Annotated in this window: 21 protein-coding genes; 12 read left to right on the forward strand and 9 right to left on the reverse strand. The window is 59.0% G+C overall.

The window, feature by feature from the left end:
• Positions 1–283: 283 nt before the first annotated feature.
• From guaA to guaB, 3 genes are all read right to left on the reverse strand, one after another.
• Positions 284–1,864, reverse strand: coding sequence for a glutamine-hydrolyzing GMP synthase (gene guaA, locus HY836_RS18620; RefSeq protein ID WP_290679464.1), 1,581 nt, complete (start codon positions 1,862–1,864; stop codon positions 284–286).
• A gap of 40 nt (positions 1,865–1,904) precedes the next feature.
• A complete protein-coding gene (locus HY836_RS18625; RefSeq protein ID WP_290679410.1) occupies positions 1,905–3,158 on the reverse strand; it encodes an MFS transporter in 1,254 nt (417 codons plus the stop codon).
• Between the two features lie 61 nt (positions 3,159–3,219).
• Positions 3,220–4,692, reverse strand: coding sequence for an IMP dehydrogenase (gene guaB / locus HY836_RS18630; protein WP_290679413.1), 1,473 nt, complete (start codon positions 4,690–4,692; stop codon positions 3,220–3,222).
• 130 nt (positions 4,693–4,822) lie between these two features.
• On the opposite strand from guaB, the gene HY836_RS18635 reads away from it, so the two are divergent.
• Entirely contained in the window at positions 4,823–5,353 is a 531-nt protein-coding gene (locus tag HY836_RS18635) for a DUF4124 domain-containing protein (RefSeq protein WP_290679415.1), read from the forward strand.
• Positions 5,354–5,439: 86 nt separating this feature from the next.
• Here the strand turns inward: HY836_RS18635 and HY836_RS18640 are convergent, their stop codons facing one another.
• Positions 5,440–5,772 carry an RnfH family protein gene (locus HY836_RS18640; RefSeq protein WP_290679418.1) on the reverse strand — a complete coding sequence of 111 codons (333 nt, stop codon included), beginning with the start codon at positions 5,770–5,772 and terminating at the stop codon, positions 5,440–5,442.
• A 13-nt stretch (positions 5,773–5,785) separates the two neighbouring features.
• Complete coding sequence (locus tag HY836_RS18645; RefSeq protein ID WP_290679421.1) at positions 5,786–6,265, reverse strand: type II toxin-antitoxin system RatA family toxin; 480 nt, start codon at positions 6,263–6,265, stop codon at positions 5,786–5,788.
• A 46-nt stretch (positions 6,266–6,311) separates the two neighbouring features.
• On the opposite strand from HY836_RS18645, the gene smpB reads away from it, so the two are divergent.
• The 3 genes from smpB (at position 6,312) to HY836_RS18660 (ending at position 8,990) form a co-directional block, all read left to right on the forward strand.
• On the forward strand, positions 6,312–6,776 hold the full coding sequence (gene smpB, locus HY836_RS18650) for an SsrA-binding protein SmpB (RefSeq protein WP_290679467.1): 465 nt from the start codon (positions 6,312–6,314) through the stop codon (positions 6,774–6,776).
• 223 nt (positions 6,777–6,999) lie between these two features.
• Complete coding sequence (locus HY836_RS18655) at positions 7,000–8,094, forward strand: AraC family transcriptional regulator (RefSeq protein ID WP_290679424.1); 1,095 nt, start codon at positions 7,000–7,002, stop codon at positions 8,092–8,094.
• Entirely contained in the window at positions 8,091–8,990 is a 900-nt protein-coding gene (locus HY836_RS18660) for a metal-dependent hydrolase (RefSeq protein WP_290679427.1), read from the forward strand. The genes HY836_RS18655 and HY836_RS18660 overlap by 4 nt, the downstream gene beginning before the upstream one ends.
• Before the next feature lie 9 nt (positions 8,991–8,999).
• Here HY836_RS18660 and HY836_RS18665 read toward each other — a convergent pair whose 3' ends face one another.
• The 3 genes from HY836_RS18665 to HY836_RS18675 all read right to left on the reverse strand — a co-directional run bounded on the left by HY836_RS18665 (position 9,000) and on the right by HY836_RS18675 (position 12,767).
• Positions 9,000–10,205: a PLP-dependent transferase gene (locus HY836_RS18665; RefSeq protein ID WP_290679430.1), complete on the reverse strand. Its 1,206-nt coding sequence runs from the start codon at positions 10,203–10,205 to the stop codon at positions 9,000–9,002.
• A gap of 42 nt (positions 10,206–10,247) precedes the next feature.
• Positions 10,248–11,684, reverse strand: coding sequence for a 30S ribosomal protein S12 methylthiotransferase RimO (rimO, locus tag HY836_RS18670; RefSeq protein WP_290679433.1), 1,437 nt, complete (start codon positions 11,682–11,684; stop codon positions 10,248–10,250).
• A 72-nt stretch (positions 11,685–11,756) separates the two neighbouring features.
• Positions 11,757–12,767, reverse strand: coding sequence for an integron integrase (locus HY836_RS18675; protein WP_290679436.1), 1,011 nt, complete (start codon positions 12,765–12,767; stop codon positions 11,757–11,759).
• 196 nt (positions 12,768–12,963) lie between these two features.
• Here HY836_RS18675 and HY836_RS18680 point away from each other — a divergent pair, with 196 nt between their 5' ends.
• The 3 genes from HY836_RS18680 (at position 12,964) to HY836_RS18690 (ending at position 14,826) form a co-directional block, all read left to right on the forward strand.
• The gene (locus HY836_RS18680) at positions 12,964–13,494 is read left to right on the forward strand and encodes an NUDIX domain-containing protein (RefSeq protein WP_290679439.1); all 531 of its coding nucleotides are present in this window, start codon (positions 12,964–12,966) and stop codon (positions 13,492–13,494) included.
• A gap of 61 nt (positions 13,495–13,555) precedes the next feature.
• Positions 13,556–14,005: a hypothetical protein gene (locus tag HY836_RS18685; protein ID WP_290679441.1), complete on the forward strand. Its 450-nt coding sequence runs from the start codon at positions 13,556–13,558 to the stop codon at positions 14,003–14,005.
• A 407-nt stretch (positions 14,006–14,412) separates the two neighbouring features.
• Complete coding sequence (locus HY836_RS18690) at positions 14,413–14,826, forward strand: hypothetical protein (RefSeq protein WP_290679444.1); 414 nt, start codon at positions 14,413–14,415, stop codon at positions 14,824–14,826.
• Between the two features lie 7 nt (positions 14,827–14,833).
• On the opposite strand, the gene HY836_RS18695 is transcribed toward HY836_RS18690, so the two are convergent.
• The gene (locus HY836_RS18695) at positions 14,834–14,968 is read right to left on the reverse strand and encodes a hypothetical protein (RefSeq protein ID WP_290679446.1); all 135 of its coding nucleotides are present in this window, start codon (positions 14,966–14,968) and stop codon (positions 14,834–14,836) included.
• A 47-nt stretch (positions 14,969–15,015) separates the two neighbouring features.
• Between HY836_RS18695 and HY836_RS18700 the strand changes: the two genes are divergently transcribed.
• The 5 genes from HY836_RS18700 to HY836_RS19025 all read left to right on the forward strand — a co-directional run bounded on the left by HY836_RS18700 (position 15,016) and on the right by HY836_RS19025 (position 18,957).
• Positions 15,016–15,495: a hypothetical protein gene (locus HY836_RS18700; protein WP_290679450.1), complete on the forward strand. Its 480-nt coding sequence runs from the start codon at positions 15,016–15,018 to the stop codon at positions 15,493–15,495.
• A gap of 223 nt (positions 15,496–15,718) precedes the next feature.
• Complete coding sequence (locus HY836_RS18705; RefSeq protein WP_290679453.1) at positions 15,719–16,366, forward strand: hypothetical protein; 648 nt, start codon at positions 15,719–15,721, stop codon at positions 16,364–16,366.
• A 189-nt stretch (positions 16,367–16,555) separates the two neighbouring features.
• On the forward strand, positions 16,556–17,014 hold the full coding sequence (locus HY836_RS18710; RefSeq protein WP_290679456.1) for a hypothetical protein: 459 nt from the start codon (positions 16,556–16,558) through the stop codon (positions 17,012–17,014).
• A gap of 217 nt (positions 17,015–17,231) precedes the next feature.
• Positions 17,232–17,456 carry a hypothetical protein gene (locus HY836_RS18715; protein WP_290679458.1) on the forward strand — a complete coding sequence of 75 codons (225 nt, stop codon included), beginning with the start codon at positions 17,232–17,234 and terminating at the stop codon, positions 17,454–17,456.
• 1,078 nt (positions 17,457–18,534) lie between these two features.
• Complete coding sequence (locus HY836_RS19025) at positions 18,535–18,957, forward strand: DUF805 domain-containing protein (protein ID WP_367114729.1); 423 nt, start codon at positions 18,535–18,537, stop codon at positions 18,955–18,957.
• Positions 18,958–19,320: the final 363 nt, after the last annotated feature.

The following is a 19,320-nucleotide window of genomic DNA, read 5'->3' on the forward strand; positions in this document are numbered from 1 at the left end:
CACCACCTTGTAGACCTTGTCCGTGGGCTTGAGGTTCTTGAGTTTGGTGTCTGTCAGTGCCATTGGGTAACCCCTCTCTTACCTTGCATCGCTTACCGTCAGAGCATCAAGACGGTAAGCAATCAAAGATCAATTGACTCAAAAAATCAACCGTCTTCCGTGCCGACAAAAACCTCGGGATGTCATGAAACCTCATGGGACGTCAAAAACAAAAAAGCCCTTGAAGATCAAGGGCTTAAATGCATTCATGAGACGTTCTGGGACGGTGTGAACCGCCTTCAAATCATTCCCATTCGATGGTGGCAGGCGGCTTGCTCGACACGTCGTAAGCAACCCGGTTGATGCCACGCACTTCATTGATGATGCGGCTCGACACCTTCTTGAGCAGCACATAGGGCAACTCGGCCGAGTCCGCAGTCATGAAGTCGCTGGTTTCCACAGCGCGCAGCGAGACGACGTACTCATACGTGCGGCCATCGCCCATCACACCCACGCTCTTGACCGGCAGGAACACCGTGAAGGCCTGCGATGTGAGGTCGTACCAGTTCTTGCCCGTCTCAGGATCGACGGTCTTGCGCAGTTCTTCGATGAAGATGTGGTCGGCGCGCTGCAGCAGCGAGACATACTCAGGCTTGACTTCACCCAGCACGCGCACGCCCAGGCCTGGGCCGGGGAAAGGATGGCGGTAGACCATATCGGCTGGCAGGCCCAGGGCCACGCCCAGCTCGCGCACTTCGTCCTTGAACAGTTCGCGCAGCGGCTCCAGCAGCTTCAGGCCCAGCGTCTCGGGCAAGCCGCCCACGTTGTGGTGGCTCTTGATCGTGGCCTTCTTGCTCTTGGTGCCACCAGACTCGACCACGTCAGGGTAGATCGTGCCTTGTGCCAGCCACTTCGCGTTGCTGAGCTTCTTGGACTCTTCCTGGAAGACTTCCACGAACTCGCGGCCGATGATCTTGCGCTTCTGCTCCGGATCGGTCACGCCCTTGAGGTGGCCCATGAACTGATCCTGCGCCTGCACGTGCACGACCTTGGCGTGCAGACGGCCGGCGAACATGTCCATCACCATCTGGCCTTCGTTGAGGCGCAGCAGGCCGTGATCCACGAACACGCAGGTCAGCTGATCGCCAATCGCACGGTGAATCAGCGCCGCAGCGACAGACGAATCCACGCCACCGGACAGCCCCAGGATGACCTCTTCGTCACCCACTTGCTCACGGATCTTGGCAACCGCTTCTTCGATGTAGTTGCCCATGATCCAGTCGCCCTTGCAACCGCTGATCTCGCGCACAAAGCGCGTCAGCATCGCATGGCCCTGCACCGTGTGCGTGACCTCGGGGTGGAACTGCACCGCGTAGTAGCCCTTTTCTTCGTTGGCCATGCCGGCGATCGGGCAGCTGGGCGTCGAGGCCATCAGCTTGAAGCCTTCGGGCAGCACCGTGACCTTGTCGCCGTGGCTCATCCACACCTTGAGCATGCCGTGGCCTTCGGGCGTGCCGAAGTCCTGGATGCCATCGAGCAGCTTGGTGTGGCCATGGGCGCGCACCTCGGCGTAACCGAACTCGCGGTGATCGCTCCACTCGACCTTGCCGCCCAACTGCACGGCCATGGTCTGCATGCCGTAGCAGATGCCCAGCACGGGCACGCCCGAATCCCACACGGCTTGCGGCGCGCGCAACTGGTGGTCTTCGTAGGTGGAGGCGTGGCTGCCCGACAGGATGATGCCCTTGGGTGCAAACGAGCGGATGAACTCGTCGCTCACGTCGCTGGGATGGATCTCGCAATAGACGTGGGCTTCGCGAACACGGCGGCCGATCAGCTGGGTGACCTGGGAGCCGAAATCGAGGATGAGGATCTTGTCGTGCATCATGTTGGAATCTCTTGGGGCAATCTGGCGATCAGCGGGTTCAAACGTTCACGCTGCGTGCAGCAGGCGACTCATGGGCATGCTCGGGCCGGCTGAAGTAGCGCAGCCCGATGATGGCGGCCACGGCCTGGATGGCGCCACACAGGTAAAACGGGGCTCCCACACGCCAGTCGCCATGGGGATAGTGAGAAACGGCGGCCAGCAAGGGCGTGCCCATCAAGGGGCCCAACACCGCTGCCACGCTGTTGATGGATGAAACGGCGCCCATGCTTTCGCCCTGGCGCGTCGGGTCCACCGCGTTGGCCACCAGGCTTTGCAGGCCGGGCTGCACCATGTAGCCAAACACATTGGCGGCGATGACCACGTACATCATCCAGCCTTCAGGCACCGCGCCCCAGGCCACGAAGGCAATGGTGGAGGACACCAGGCCGATGCGCACCAGCTTGTGCGTGGGAATGTGTTTTTGAATCTGGCGCAGCAAGCCGCCCTGCACCAGCACGGCCATCATGCCGACCGCGAACAGCGACATGCCATTGTCCTTGGGCGTCCAGCCGAACTTGAATTCGTTGTACAGGAACCAGCTGGTGTGCAGGCAAAACTGCGCCAGGATGGACAAGCCCATCACCCACATCAGGGTCTCGACACCTTTGAGTTCACGCAAGCGGGCCAGCGAACTGAACGGGTTGACGCGCGTGATCTGGAAATCGCGGCGCTTGTCCGTAGGCAGCGATTCAGGCAGCACGAAGTAACCGTACACGCAATTGAGCAGGCACAGCGAGCCTGCCAGGAAGAACGGCCAATGCACATCCTTGTCGCCCAGCACACCGCCCATCACCGGCCCCAGGATGAAGCCCAGGCCGAACATGGCCCCCAGCATCCCGTAATTCTTGGCGCGGTCTTTCGGCTCGGTGATGTCGGCCACATAAGCATTGGCCACTGCGATGTTGGCGCACACAGCCCCACCCATCACGCGCACGGCCAACAGCATCCAGAACTCGGTCGCCAGCGCAGTGACGAAGAAGTTGACGCCCATGCCCAGCAAGCCCAGCAACAGCACGGGGCGGCGCCCATACTTGTCTGACAGGGCGCCCAACACAGGCGCACTGAAGAACTGCGCAATGGCAAATGCGGCCTGAGCCGCACCATAGCCGATGGAGGTACCCGCCCCCGAGTCCATGAACGACCCGATGAGCTTGGGCAACACGGGTGCGATGATGCCGATCGACATCATGTCGAGCAGCACCGTCACCATGATGAAAGGCATGGCCGCCTGGCGGCCGCTTTGAGAACCCATCGGAATCCTGTGGTGGTTCAGTGAGGCGGCCACCAAGGGCCTGCACCGTTACGTCAACTACTCACTCCATGCGGTAGTTGGGTGCTTCCTTGGTGATTTGCACGTCGTGGACGTGGCTTTCGCGGATGCCCGCCGAGGTGATCTCGACAAACTCGGCACGGTTCTTCATCTCATCGATGGTGCCGCAACCGCAGTAGCCCATGGAGGCACGCAGGCCACCGGCCATCTGATACAGGATCGTGACGACCGAGCCCTTGTAAGGCACGCGACCTTCGATACCTTCAGGCACGAGCTTGTCGGCATTCGGGTTGGTCGTTTCATCATTTTCCTGGAAGTAGCGGTCAGCCGAGCCATCCTTCATGGCGCCGATCGAGCCCATGCCGCGGTAGCTCTTGTAGCTGCGGCCCTGGAACAGGATGACTTCGCCAGGCGCTTCTTCGGTGCCAGCGAACATGCCGCCCATCATCACGGTGCTCGCCCCAGCGGCGATGGCCTTGGCGATGTCACCGGAATAACGCACGCCACCGTCGGCGATCAGGGGCACGCCCGTGCCTTGCAAGGCGGTCGCCACGTTGTCGATGGCCATGATCTGGGGCACGCCCACACCAGCCACGATACGTGTCGTGCAGATGGAGCCCGGGCCGATACCGACCTTGACGCCGTCAGCACCGGCTTCGACCAGCGCCAGCGCAGCCGCACCGGTGGCGATGTTGCCGCCGATCACGTCCACCTGAGGGAAGTTCTTCTTGACCCAGCGCACGCGCTCGATCACCCCGTGACTGTGGCCGTGGGCGGTGTCCACCACCAGGGCGTCCACGCCAGCCTTGACCAGTAGTTCGACACGCTCTTCCGTGCCTTCGCCCACGCCCACTGCAGCGCCAACGCGCAGCTTGCCGTGCGCATCGCGTGCGGCGTTGGGGAAGCTGTTTTGCTTGGTGATGTCCTTGACGGTGAACACACCGCGCAGTTCCCAGGCATCCGTCACCATCAGCACGCGCTCCAGCTTGTGCTTATGCATGAGGGTCTTGGCTTCTGCCAGGCTTGCACCATCCTTGACGGTGATCAGGCGCTCACGGGGCGTCATGATCTCGCGAACCGGCGCATCCATACGGGTCTCGAAGCGCAGGTCACGGCCGGTCACGATACCGACCACCTTGCCTTCGTCCACAACCGGGAAGCCGGAGATGCCGTGCTGTCGCGACAGCTCAATCACATCGCGGACTTTGACGCCCGACGAAATCGTGATCGGGTCACGCAAGACGCCGGACTCGTAACGCTTGACGCGTGCGACTTCGGCGGCCTGCTGCTTGGCCGACAGGTTTTTATGAACAATCCCGATACCGCCTTCCTGGGCGATCGCAATCGCCAGGCGGGCTTCCGTCACCGTGTCCATGGCGGCAGACACCAAGGGCAGGTTCAGTTGAATGTTACGGGACAGACGGGTGGCCAGCGAAGTGTCGCGGGGCAACACTTGAGAGTACGCGGGCACCAACAACACGTCATCAAACGTGAGGGCTTTACCAAGCAGGCGCATGAACAGGGCTCCAGACGCAAAAGCGGATTATACGCAGAGTCGGGGCCTTTGCGTCAGGGGGGAAGATGCCGTGCGCAATACACGCATTTTCGGGGCGCACCCGGGCGGACGTCCGGATAAACTGCGTCTCATGAAAAATGCGCGCGCGTCGTCATCGGTTCTGGCCATCCTGCTGCTGGCAGGTTTGTCCATGGTTGGCTCATCGGCTGAAGCCGGCATGCAATGGAAGTGGCGTGATGCCAGTGGCGCGATCCAATACAGCGACAGGCCGCCACCTTCTGGCACGCCTGACAAGGACATCCTCGCCCGCCCCGCGGCATCGGCCCGCGCCGCTGCCAGGGCGGCAGAAGCAGCAGCCTCTCAGGCCAGCGCCGCAGCGGCGGCCGCACCTGCTGCCTCCAAGGCCATAGACCAGGAACTCGAAGCCAAACGCAAGAAGGCTGAAGAGGAGAAGGCAGCCAAGCAGAAGGCCGACGAAGAAAAAGTGGCCAAGCAGAAGGCAGATAACTGCCAGCGTGCCCGCAGTTACCAGCGCACGCTGGCTGACGGCTTGCGCGTCGTGCGCACCAACGCCAAGGGCGAGCGCGAGTTCCTGGACGACAAAGGCCGTGCCGACGAGATGCAGCGCACGCAGGAATCGATCTCGGCCAACTGCAATTAACTGGTTGATAGGCGTTGATCGGGCGAAAAAAGCGCCAGCGAGCCTAAGTCAGCCCCATGCGCCAGCGGCAGGCAGACAACACACCATCACTTGTCGGGCTTGGGCCGGCTGATCCCTCTGGGCAATTTTTCGCCTTGCGCACGGTAACGCACGCGCCGCGCCTCCTTGGGGTCAACCTTCAACTGCCGAACCAGCTCGACGCGATCCTGATCACGCAAGACGTGCCCAGGACGCTCCTTGCGGCCCCACACGCCCACCGTCCACACGCCCGACTCCAGGCTGTTGAGGCTCAAAGTTTCCGACATGGCCCAGACATCCGCGGCGAAAAGGGCGTCGCGCACCGTGCTACCGGCCGGCAAACTCAGGCGAACCAGCCTGACGTCACGTGGTGCCAAACCCACAAGCACTTCAACATGCATGGTGACAGGCGACTCAGCGTGAACCATGAACCTGCTCCGCCCGCTTCACAAATGCTTCGACAAAGGTGTTGGCAATGCGGTCGAACACCGGACTCACCACCAGAGACAGCGCCCGACTGGAGAACGCGTAACTCAAGGCAAATTCAACCTTGCAGGCAGGCGCGTCAATGGGGTCTACCGCGGCATCACCGGCCTGACCGGGCTTTTGCAAGGGCGTGAACCGCCAGGTGCCTTCCAGCTTGGAAAACGGCCCATCCACCAGTTGCATCGTTACACTGGCGCCTGGCTGGTGGACGTTGCGCGTGGTGAAAGCCTGATGCACGCCAGCAAACGCGATGTGAACGCGCGCCGTGACGCCATCGTCGTGGGTGTCGACAACCTCGGCACGATCGCACCAGGGCAGAAATTGGGGATAGGCTTGAACGTCGGTCACCAGCCCATACATTTCACGGGGGGAGTACCAAAGCAAGACGGACTTGTGGACGTGCTTCATAGAATGTCGGTATTTTAAAGACGTCGGCACGCAGCCGCGCACGCACATGTCCATCGCAGAAAACAGAAAAGCCCTTTTCAACTACCACATCGAGGAACGCTTTGAAGCGGGCGTTGTGCTGGAAGGCTGGGAAGTGAAGGCGATTCGCGAAGGGCAGATTCAGATGACCGACGGCTATGTGGTCATCAAAAATGGTGAGTTGTACCTGATCGGCCTGCGTATCAATGCGCTCCGGTCGGCCTCCACGCACGTCACCCCTGACGCCGATCGCACCAAGAAACTGCTCATGCACAAGGAGCAGATCCGCCGCCTGATCGGCAAGACCGAGCAAAAAGGCTTCACCATCGTGCCGCTGAACCTGCACTGGAAAGGTGGCAGGGTCAAAGCCGACATCGCGCTGGCCAAGGGCAAGGCCGAACACGACAAGCGCAACACCATCAAAGACCGCGACTGGGAACGTGAAAAGGGCAGGCTGATGAGACACAAAGTCTCATCGAGTCCGAAGGACTAAGGAGCGCAGCGACGCCTGCCCTTTCGTCAAAAGGGGCGACTGATGAGACATAAAGTCTCATCCAGTCCGAAGGACTAAGGAGCGCAGCGACTGTGCTCAATCGGCCACGCAGCCTGTCCGATTTCCTTATAACCAGAAAGTCCGAGAACTTTGTCGCCTAGAGCCCCCTTTATGTCGCAAAGGGGTCTGGTCGCGACAATCGGGGGTGCATAAAGTGTGACGCATGCTCGACATGACCCGCTTTACCCCCACATCGTCGCCTGCCCGGCCACTTCGCGCCACGGGCAACGACGTCATCCCCTTCGTGGCAGCCAACGCCTGGATCAAGGCGGCGATGCATTGCCGGTTCAACATCGACCCCTTGTTCTCGGCTGCGGGCGTGGACCTGAACGCCAGCAACATCACCATGGTGCGCAAAAGCGCCCTGCTGAAGTTGATGCAGCAATGTGTGGATCTGGCGGCCCCCACCAACCATTTCCCCCTGGTCATAGGGGAGCATTTCGCCTTTGACCATCTGCCTGCGCTGGAAACCTTCCTTGCCACCAGCCCGACATTGCGCCATGCGCTGCCAGCCTTGCAATGGGCCAGCATGACCATGCCCAATATGTCCTTGCGCGTTGAAGAACATGGCGCCACATCGGCCTTGATTCTGGATGTCGACATTCCGGATCCCGAAGTGTCGGCGACCTTGCGTGGTTACTTCGTGGAAGCCATCTTTGCGGCCATCAGCAAGATCGTGCGCCTGGCACTGGGCCCCAACACCCTGATCCACCACATCGAGATGCGCCATCAACCCAATGCGCGCTTTTTTGAGCTCACGGCAGGCTTCCCTGCACCCATCCGTACGGGCCAGGCCCGCGACGCCGCGGTCTTTGCCACGCGCATGCTGGACACACCGTTGCCCGGCGCCTCCCCAGGCTTGCATCAACGTGCGCAGGAACTGGTTCGCCAACAACTGCCCACCGCCGAAGAAAAGCTGGACAAGCAACTGGAACGCGCCTTCCGCCAACAGCCTGCGTTGCTGGGCCAGGGTCTGGAGCGCATGGCTGATCGCCTGGGCCTGCATCCCCGCACCTTGCAGCGGCGCCTGCGCGAAGAGAACCAGCAGTTCACGGATATTCAGACCAACTGCCGCCTGGACATGGCCCGAGCCGGATTGAAGGCGCCCCAGTGCGACATCGAGTCATTGAGCGCACAATTGGGTTTCGCTGACAGGCACAGCTTCACACGCGCCTTCAAGCGCTGGACTGGCCTGTCTCCCAGCGCCTGGCGCCGCCAGCAGTTGCAGCAAACGCCAAACGGAAGTCACCAGCCATGAGCCACAAGCCCACCACGCAAGCCGCGCATGAAGATCACGCGCCCATCGTGCCGCGTGAAGGGCTGGATTTTGGTCTCGATGGCGACATCCCCAAATACTGGATGGCCAACGATGCGTTCAAGACGCGCTTCTTCGACGCCATGTCCACACTCTTCCCGATGGGGGAAAAGTTCTTCATCACCAGTGTCAGGGCATTCCGCGACGGTGTCACCAGCCCGCAGTTGCAGCAGGAAGTGACCGACTTCATTCGCCAGGAGGCGCAACACACGCTGATCCACCGTCAGTTCAACGATCGGCTCAAGGCGCAGGGCGTCGACATCGACGACATCAACGCGCAACTCGAAACCATGTTCTTCGTGGACGCGCCCAGGATCTCCACGCCCACGCAACGACTGGCTGCCACGGCGGCACTGGAGCACCTCACATCCATGATGTGCACCTGCTTCTTCGAGCGCAAGGAATTGCTGGAGGCCAGCGATCCCCGCGTGAGGGCCATGTACGCCTGGCATGCCATTGAAGAGGTTGAGCACAAGGCTGTGGCCTTTGACGTGCTTACCCAGGTGGCCAAGGCGGGCTACTTCGCCCGCAACATCCCGATGCTGACGATCACCTTCGGCTTCCCCATCACGGTGGCGCGCATCATGAACCACATGTTCAAGGTGGATGGCTTCAACTTCTGGCAACGCACCAGGCTGTGGGCCAAAGGCTTGTGGTGGTTCTACAAGCCGGGCGGCCTGTTCATCCCGACCCTGGGCTACTACATGGCCTATTACAAGCCAGGCTTCCATCCCTGGAAGGTCAAGGAAATGCCCAGCTACAAGACCTGGCTGCAGGTTTTCGAGCGTACCGGCGACCCGATTGCCGCGGGCAATGCGCTACACGCAGCAGGCCAGTAAGCCAGGCAATCAGGCCAGTACGCGCAAGGCCTGATCGAGATCGGCCAACAGGTCGTCTACATTTTCCAGGCCGATGGCAAAGCGCACGAGGGTCCCGTCCTTCTTGCCACCCAGGGCGCCAAACTGCCGCATGCCCTGAAGCCCATAGGGCATGACCAGGCTCATCGGCCCGCCCCACGAATAGCCGATCTTGAACAGCTTGAGCGCATCGACGAAGGCCTCGACGCGCTCGCTGCTGTACTGCGCCTCGTCAAACACCACCGAGACCAGCCCCGCCGCGCCCGAGCAGCTCTGCGCCCAATGGGCATGACCAGGTGAGTCAGGCAAGGCGGGATGCAACACCGACGCCACCTCAGCGCGCTTGGCCCACCACTGCGCGATGCGCCTGGTGCCCGCATCATGCGCCGCATAGCGCAAAGGCATGCCTGGCAAGCCGCGAAGGACCAGTTCGACGTCATTGGCGCCGACACCCAGTCCAAGCCGCATGTGCGTCATCTTGAGTTGTTGATGAAGACGTTCATCGCGCGTGGTGACCGAGCCCATCAACACGTCGCCACCACCAGACGGGTACTTTGTCAGGGCATGAACCGTGAGGTCGACACCCTTTGAATCCCCCTTGGCGGGCAAGCCCAGATCAAAGGCGTCAAACGCCAGGCCACCGCCCCAGGTGTTGTCCAGCGCGGTGATCACTTTGGGATGCTGCCGGGCCACTTGCAGCAGGCCGATCAGATCAGGGAACTCCAGCGTGACCGATCCTGCTGCCTCCAGCCACATCAACCGGGTGCGCTCACCGATCAGACTGGCCAGCCCTGCCGCATCCAGCGGATCGTAGAAGCGATGGCTGATGCCCCAGTGCGCCAATTCCACGCGCACGAAGTCCTTGTTGGGTGCATAGACGTTGTCCGGCAGAAGCACCTCGTCTCCTGCGCGCAGCACGCCCATGTTCACCAAAGCCAGCGCAGACAAACCGGATGGCGCCAGCAAGGTCTGCAAGCCACCTTCGAGCGTGGCCAGGCGCTCTTCCAGCGTGAACGTGGTGGGGGTTCCGTGCAGCCCATAGGTGTAGCCGCTCTTGTCCTTCCACTGGCGTGTTTTCAAGGCAGCCGTGTTCTCGAAGATCACGGTAGAGGCCTTGTGCACACCAGGCACCACCGCCTCGAAACCGCCAGGCGCCCTGTACGGATGGTGGATCAGTTTCGTTGCGTCTTGACTCACGGCTGCACCCTATGGCGTTGTGAATGCTGGTGGCAGGGCAGATCAGATGGGCAAGGCGATCAGGTCGTGGCCTTCCACGGCGACAATGCGCGCACGCGTGAACTCACCCACCTTGAGCGTCTTGCTGGCCTTCTCTGGCGGCAGCAGGCGCACGGTGCCATCAATCTCCGGCGCATCTGCATAGCTGCGCCCCACCCCACCCTTGCGGCCCAATGCCGGAGCACTGTCCACCAGCACTTGCATCGTGGCACCGACGCGGCGCTGCAGCTTCGCAATCGACACCTGCTCGGCGACCGCCATGAAGCGAGCGCGGCGCTCTTCTCGCACCTCATCAGGCAAAGCGCCGTCGAGCTCGTTGGCTGGCGCGCCTTCGATCGGTGAGTAGGCAAAACAACCAGCGCGGTCGATCTCTGCTTCTTTCAGGAAGTCCAGCAGGTACTGGAACTCTTCTTCAGTCTCACCTGGGAAGCCTGCGATGAAAGTCGAGCGCACCACGATATCCGGGCAGATCTCGCGCCAGCGGCGCAGGCGGTCCAGATTCTTCTCACCATTGGCTGGCCTTTTCATGCGCTTGAGCACATCGGGGTGCGCATGCTGGAAGGGCACATCCAGATACGGCAGCACCAGGCCCTGCGCCATCAAGGGGATGATGTCATCCACATGCGGATAGGGATAGACGTAGTGCAATCGCACCCAGGCGCCGTAGGCCTGCGCCATCGTGCCGAGTTGCTCCACCAGGTCGTACATGCGCGTCTTGACGGGCTTGCCATCCCAGAAGCCGGTGCGGTACTTGACGTCCACGCCGTAGGCACTGGTGTCCTGGCTGATCACCAGCAACTCCTTGACGCCGGACTCGAACAAGGCTTTGGCCTCGGTCAGAACCTCACCAATCGGACGAGAAACCAGATCACCCCGCATGCTGGGGATGATGCAGAAGCTGCAACGGTGGTTACAGCCTTCGCTGATCTTCAGGTAAGCAAAATGCTTGGGCGTGAGCTTGATGCCGGCCACACCACGCGCCTCTGGCACCAGGTCAATGAACGGGTCATGAGGCTTGGGCACGTGGATGTGCACCGCGTCCATCACCTCTTGCGTGGCATGGGGGCCCGTGACCGCCAGCACCTTGGGGTGTACCTCGCGGATCAGGTTGCCGCCATCCACGCCAGATTTGGCGCCCAGGCAACCGGTCACGATCACCTTGCCGTTTTCTGCCAGGGCTTCGCCGATCGTGTCCAGGCTCTCCTTGACGGCGTCATCGATGAAACCGCAGGTGTTGACGATCACGAGGTCGGCACCATTGAAGGTCTTGCTCGTTTCGTAGCCTTCGGCACGCAACTGCGTGAGGATCAGCTCGGAATCCGTCAAAGCCTTGGGGCAGCCCAGACTCACAAAGCCGATCTTGGGCGCCGGCTGGCCGGGCGTCGTGCCACCGCTGTTGTTGGTTGCGGTGGTCGTGGGGGTATTCTGTTCTGCACTCATGGGGGTGAATTGTCCGGCAAATTGAAGGCCTGGCGCCTTTCGCATCCTCGACAGCCCTGCAAAATGACCGGGCTAGAGCACATCCAGCGGACTTTGCACACCGCCACCGCCTACTTTGAGAACGTGCGTGTAGATCATCGTGGTGCTGACGTCGGCGTGACCGAGCAGTTCCTGGACGGTGCGAATGTCATACCGCGACTGAAGCAAATGGGTCGCAAACGAGTGCCGCAAGGTGTGCGGGGTGGCCGACTTGCACACGGATGTCATCCCCAGCGCTTTCTTGAATGCCCGCTGAAATGATTTGTCGAGCACGTGATGGCGCCGCTCGACACCCGAGCGGGGGCAAATGGACAGCTCATTGGCTGGGAAGAGCCACTGCCAGCCCCATGTATGGCCCAGTCGCGGGTATTTGGCTTCCAGGGCGGTGGGCAACCATACGCCTGCGCGCTGCATGGCGCGATCCTGCTCCCAGAGCTGACGCGAATGATGGATCTGCTGGCGCAAGCCGTCCGCCAGGCTATCAGGCAGCATGACGGTGCGGTCTTTCCCACCTTTGCCATCCCGAACGACGATGGCCGAATGGCCAAAATCGATGTCCTTGATACGCAGGCGCAAGCCCTCCAACAGACGCATGCCTGTGCCATAAAGCAACTGCCCCATCAGGCGGTAGCGCCCATCCAGCGCAGACAGCACCTGCGCCACCTCCGCTGGCGTCAGCACGACCGGTAGCTTCGTGGACGACTTGGGCCGCCCGATGGCCCCCATCCATGGCAACTCACGCCCCAGCACCTTGCCATAGAGGAACAGTAACGCTGACAAGGCTTGCTTGTGCGTGGCTGCGGCCACGTGACGTTCGTTGGCCAGGTAGCTGAGAAACGCTTCGACCTCCTGCAAGCCCATGTCCTTGGGGTGCTTCTTCTCGTGAAAGAGAACGAAAGCGCGCACCCAGTACAGATAGGCCTCCTCGGTTCTGAAGCTGAAATGCAGGTAGCGCACACGCTCTCGCACCTGGTCAAGCAGGCGTTCTGCGTGAAGCGGTGGCAACACCGCGCTGACCTGCTGAGGTGCAGAGCTTGGATACATACCCCTGATTGCAATAAATGCTGTTTATTTTCACAGCATAATATACAAATATGTCTGCAAGCACAAGATCGGCGCCTGCCATACAGGCTGGCTCAAGGCTTCCGGAGCTAAAGCTATAGTGACCAACCCAAGCTCCGCGCACATCCCCCTTCACGCGTGCTCGATACGCAGACCTAACGCTTGCAAGCTCATTGACATGCCCATCCCACCATTCATCGCGGAGATCCGCAAAAAGATTGGCGCCGACCTGATTCTGGTGCCGACCATTGTGGTCATTGCCAGAGACGATCAAGAGCGAATCCTGCTCGTCCATGACCGTGATGCCAACATGTGGACATTGCCAGGCGGCATCATTGAACCGGGCGAATCACCTGCAGATGCGGCTGTCAGGGAGGTCTGGGAGGAAACGCGAGTTCATGCACGGCTGACGCACATCGTCGGCATCGTGGGTGGCGAAGGTTGCGAAACCCATTACCGCAACGGCGACCGAATCGCATGGGTGGCAACGGTATTTGGAGCGCGCGCGGACAAGGCCAATGGCACACCTGTTCCGGATGGCGCCGAGACCTCCGCAGCGCAGTTCTTTTCAGTAGAAACGATCAGATCGATGACGTTGAGGGCGGACAGTCTTCGATTCCTTCGGGCCGAGCAAAATGCGCCTTCAGGAGGTTATTTTCAACCCCCACTGTGGCGCCCTGTACAAGACGCGTCAGCCCCCAAGCAATAGTCGCCGTTATTGCTTCCTCGCCAAGGAAAGCCAGGCGCCGTCACTCAACAAGCTATGCGTCATGTCAGACAGCTTCCTTTTTTACGTTCCAACTGATCCAGGCTTTCAGCCCACGCCACATTCGGCTGAAGCAGCAAAGGCTCTGCTATCTGAATACTTTCCGGATGCGGAGTCAGTCGAGGCCGAGTTCTTCGATTCGCCAGAGTTCTTTGATGGCGCCTCCAACTGGTCTGGGGTCACGTGCCACGTTTGCGGCGCCGATGCGGGCCCTTGGTGGACTGATGCAATGGAGAAAGCTGCGGCGAGCCAGTTTGACACGCTGACACTGACCTCCCCCTGCTGCAAGAACCATATCTCGCTCAATGATCTCAACTATGGCTGGCCGACAGCCTTTGGAAGGTTTGCCCTTGAAGCCGAGAACCCAGACTCAGAGGGCCTACCCCATGAACAATTGGCGCTACTGGAAGCAACGTTGGGATGTACGTTAAAGGAGATTCCTGCGCATGTGTAGGCCGACGCAAGGGTACTGCCCCTGGCCGAGCGTAGCCTGACATTTGAGAAACACCGCCACAAGACGCATCAGTGACGCCTCACCAGGTCTCGCTCCCGCAAGCGAGGGACGGCAAAGTTCCTCGTCTTCGCTAGGCGCCGTCAAACAAGCGCCTTGTAGTTCGTTGGCACATCCCCCAAAAAATGCCTGCCCGCGCACCGCATTCCGCAGTGCTTTCGTCCGGCTATAGTGTGTCCGTAACAGCGTGTCCAATAACCTGGGAGGGTGACGTGAACGTCAAGCATGCTTTGCTAGGGAAACACCCCTTCTGGCCTTGTAACCGCGCCAGGTTAGGCGACACTTTCGTCCCTTTTCCCGCCACGTTATGGGACGTTTTTGTCCCCTAAATGGCGTTAGGCCATCACAAAATGAGACCGCTGAACCTCGATAGTCTGCTCGGTCGACTTCACCAACACGCGACCTTCCATGATGCAGAGTTGCAGTCGCTGCACCTGGATTTCTCTTCAGGATCTGCAAAACTCCAATTCCTGATTCCCTGCGGCTTCCTGCCAACCAATGAACTGGCGTACCACTGCGGCACATTGGAGTTCATTGGGCTTCTGTTCTATTTCGTTGAACCGTCAGTCTTCTCTCCACAGGCGAATGACAGGCTGTCGCTCTGGATTACCTCTGATGGCCCGCTTCCAGATCAAGGCATCGATCTTGCCGTTCCGCTGCCAGACGATCTTCCCGAGCAGGCCTTTGCGCATTACTTCTACTCAAGCACCACCAACAGCTTCATCGTCTTTGCCGCCCTGGAAGCGACGTTCCATTGGCAATAGCCACACCTCATCCAGCCAAGCCATACTCAGCAATGAAGCGCAACACCAGAGCCCAAAATGCATCGCCTAACTGGGCGGTCAAGCGGACGCTAACAAGGGCCATGGCTTCGCCATTGTCCTGGCCCTTGTTAGTGCCCTTCATTCGCTGCGCTCCTTACGGCGCCGCTTACCTTGGGCGTTAGGCCACCAATGCGTGCGTTCCTGCTTCTTTCGCCAGTCTTGGCCTGGATACTAGTCATTTGGATTTTTCACCCCAAAAGCGTGAATGAGGCATTGACCTATGGCGTATGGCTGCTAGCTGCAATGGTTCCAGCTTGTTGGGAAATCGTTCAACTAGTCATCTCCGATAACGATCAAAAAAACAAAGTTGACGATTGGCCCCCGGCATTTCTGTCTGATAGGGCGCAAGAGTTGGTAGGCAAAATCGTCCTCGTGGAATACATGGATGGATCCTCCGAAATGAGCTGCTGCGGAAGGATCGCATCAGTCAAGGGGAACAGAATTAGTTGCGTTAGCTTAGCAAGTTCAAAAGAGCTAAGCTTCGAGATCAGTGAACTCCAGAAAACCAACCCGAACATATCATTCAAACTCAAAAATGCACCAGGCACAGTCACCGGCGTTAACTTCCTAGCAACCAAAGCCACACCGCTGCAAAAGTCCATCAACTGAAAATCGATCGGCAGTCACCGCTCAACTATCCAACTTGCATGCAAGGCGTGGGAGCAGCAATGAAACGCAACACCAAACTCCAAAATTCAGCGCCTAACTGGGCGGTCAAGCCGACGCCAATACTGGCCATGGCTTCGCCATCTTCATGGCCAGTATTGGTACCCTCCGCCCTGTCGGGCTCCGGCGCCGCTTACCTTTGGCGTTAGGCCAACCCAAAAGTGACATGAAACGCACATTCCAACTCATTGCAGCGATTCTCGCTCTTGTATCTGGTTGCGCATCGCAACCAAACGTCACCTCGGAGCAAATACAGCAGAGACATACACAGTTAGATGCTTGGCTTTCTCAGCAAAACTTCTCTGCTCTCTTCCAGGCCGTTGAGCCGAACAAATTCGGTTCGAAGGCATTTTTCACCCCGACGCCCTACTACAACTCAGATGGGGACTGGATCAACGAAAAGACCAGCATGGGCCATGTCCCTATCATGTACCTTGCCGCATACAGGCTAGCCAGGAATGGCCAGCCAGATGCTGCTCTGGGAATCTATGCACAGGCACGCGTACGGGGCTTCTTAGATGCCAAGTCATGCAAGTCTGACCCACGGTTCCCTTGGTATAACGTATTGGAGACAAGCTTTCCAGAACTTCAGCAGCTTAGAAGCAAGAGTCCGCTTGCTTACGCAAGATATGCAAATGACGCTCTCGCCCGGGACGTAACGAACCGATCAAGCACTTCGCCAGCCTGGTACTGCGAGTCCGTGCTCAAGAACAACATACTCCCGCAAACTGAGGCATATGAGGCACGGGACAAACAAATACAAGCAATGCTGAAGGAGAACAACAAGTTGCTCTCTCAACACAATCTGAATTAACTTGCAGGGGACGCCTGAGTGCAACACCATGCCTACAAGTTCAGCGCCTAACTGGGCGGTCAAGCCGACGCCAACACTGGCCATGGCTTCGCCATTTTATTGGCCAGTATTGGTGCCCTACGCACCTTCGGTGCTCCGGCGCCGCTTACCTTTGGCGTTAGGCCAATCAAGTATCAGCAGAGGAACCAAATGCGAATCACAACCCTATCTACAGCACTTGCGACAATCGTTACGCTTTCCGGATGCGCCTCAATCACAGGCAACACACCTGAAAGCCTGTTTTCGTCTGAATACCAAACGGCTCCCCAACGCATTTCAGCGAGTCAACAATCAGTCAACGAACGAGTTCAGAAGTCTCTCACCTCCTGCTACGGCAATAGTGCTGGCTCAATGATGATGACCAATGGCATCGCATTTCAAGCTGGAGGCGCGAACTTTCAAATACAGGAAGTACAGCAAGGCAACACAAAGAGGTGGACGGTACGGGGCACAACTATCGGCCGCTACATGTTGGGCGTGGAGGTTACAGCAGTGGAAGAGAACACCACGCTTGTGAAGGCCTATGTTGACAACAGGTTCTGGAAAGATGCTCTCGTTTATGTCAACGAATCAGCGGCGGGAAATCCCGCCAAGTGCCCAATACGCTAAGTGCACCGACTGCTTGCTCTCCATTCAGTGATAGATCTGCAATGAATGGCCTTACGTCAGATGCAACATAACGGTCAAAATTCATCGCCTAACAGGGCGGTCAAGCCGACGCCAACACTGGCCATGCCTTCGGCATTCTCATGGCCAGTGTCGGTACCCTCCGCCTTCGGCTCCGGCGCCGCTTACCTTTGGCGTTAGGCCGTCGATTGGCAACAGCATGCGCATGGCACTTTTAGTCCTCTCGTTAGTTCTTATCGCCTGGGGTCTTGGCGCGGAGTTCATCCTCATTAGTGGGGGCGCAAGCCTCAATGCCATAAAGACCATCAAGCAAGGGATCACCAGCAGTCCAGGTGAGCGGGTTGTATATAACCTGCTCAAACATCGCCTGTTTGCAGCATGGCTGGGCGGTGTCGCGCTCCTGGCATTGATACTTCTCGGCTAACCAACTTTCTCTGTCGCTCAACCGCTGAAGCCATGCTTCATGCTTGGCGCCTGAGTCGCCAATTGGTCTGCAACAAGGCGTGATGCATGGGCTCAACCTGGCTGTCTGACCTACGGCAGCCTGCTCACCGATCAGCGGCGCCAAAGTGCCATTCTCAAAAGCTTTGTGGCTGGCCGTCCTGCGGCGGCCAGTGCTTCGTTTGGTGCGCTGGCAAGCCAACGCACAACAGCTCACAGCCGTGGCGTTCGCCACCGCTGCCTAGCACTCGAATTCGGCCGGTTTGTAGGTCGTTGCGAACAGCCCGTCACCACCATGGCGTGCCGCCCTCGCCCTAAGTCATTCGGTTCAGTGGAAAATGCAGCAAAATCAAACAGCCAAGGGAGCGCGACAATGGCAATGCCCCGCGATATCAAAACAGCTGGGGTTTGCGTGTTCTCAACGCCCTCTACTGCGCGCACCAGCCTAACCGGGCGGTCAAGCGGACACCAATACTTGCCAGCAAGTATTGGTTCCCTCCGTGCTGCGCACTACGGTGCCGCTTACCTTTGGCGTTAGGCCCACACAAACAAGCGCTTTGTAGCTTGTCAGCACATCCCCCAAAAAACAGCCGATCAAGCGCATGAGTCAGAGGCGCTTTCGTCCGGCTATAGTGTGTCCGTAACAGCGTGTCCAATAACCTGGGAGGGTGACGTGAACGTCAAGTACGCTTTGCTAGGGAAACCCGCCTTCCGGCCTTGTAACAGCGCCAGGTTAGGCGACACTTTCGTCCCTTTTCCCGCCACGTTATGGGACGTTTTTGTCCCCTAAATGGCGTTAGGCCCCGGCAAACAAGCGCCTTGTAGCTTGTCAGCACGTCCCCCAAAAAACACATCACCGAACACGCCTGTCTGAGGCGCTTCCGTCCGGCTATAGTGTGTCCGTAACAGCTGTCCAATAACCTGGGAGGATGACGTGAACGTCAGGCACGCTTTGCTAGAGAAACAGCCCATTGGCGCACCGTATCTCGCCCAAGTTAGGCGACATGTCCGACATGCTTTTGGACAGTCTTGTCGTCTAAATTAAAGTTAGGCCTTTCACAATGCAACGCTTCGACCGCTCAAGATTTGTAGCGTTTGGCGTCTTGCCGGCCATCAACGCTATTGCACTTCTGCTCCATGGCTTGGCCCTCTCCACTCATGGCACTGACGGCTCCGGTCGCGCGGTACCGGCCATCGCTGCACTCGCAATCATTTGTCTGCTTTGCACTCTGAGTGCAGCGATCAAGCGAGGCCGTGATCTTGGTCTTCATGCTGGGCTTACGCTATTAGCTTTCTGGTTCAGCCTTGCTCTGGGTCCGTGTCTGTTCCTGTACATTGGATATCTTGTCTTCGCGAAGTCAAAGCCAAAGGCCGATGCTTTTGGCCCCCCACCTTTTCAACCAAACATTGGTACTTGGCTATGGTCATTCTTGAACTTGGTCTGGCCTTGGTTTGTCGCGGTCGCTGCCGCCAGAATCATGTAGTGCCACGGGAGTGCGGCAATGGCAATGCCCGACAATAACCACGCGGCTGGGGTTGTACAGTTCTCAATGCCCTCTACTACGCGCCACAAGCCTAACCAGGCGGTCAAGCCGACGCCAACACTGGCCATGGCTTCGCCATTCTCATGGCCAGTGTCGGTACCCTCCGCCTTCGGCTCCGGCGCCGCTTACCTTTGGCGTTAGGCCCACACGCGAAACACGCCATGAGGTTGCCCCCGGAAAGTGGAGTTCTTAGCTCATGACCACAATGCTGGAAAGGAGCGACGAAATGGTCGATAAGCAGGTACGGGGCAAGTACACCCTGGAGTACAAACTGGAGGCGGTTCGGCAAGTCAAGGCCGGGCA

Source organism: Aquabacterium sp. (assembly GCF_016234775.1).
Lineage (GTDB): Bacteria > Pseudomonadota > Gammaproteobacteria > Burkholderiales > Burkholderiaceae_C > Aquabacterium.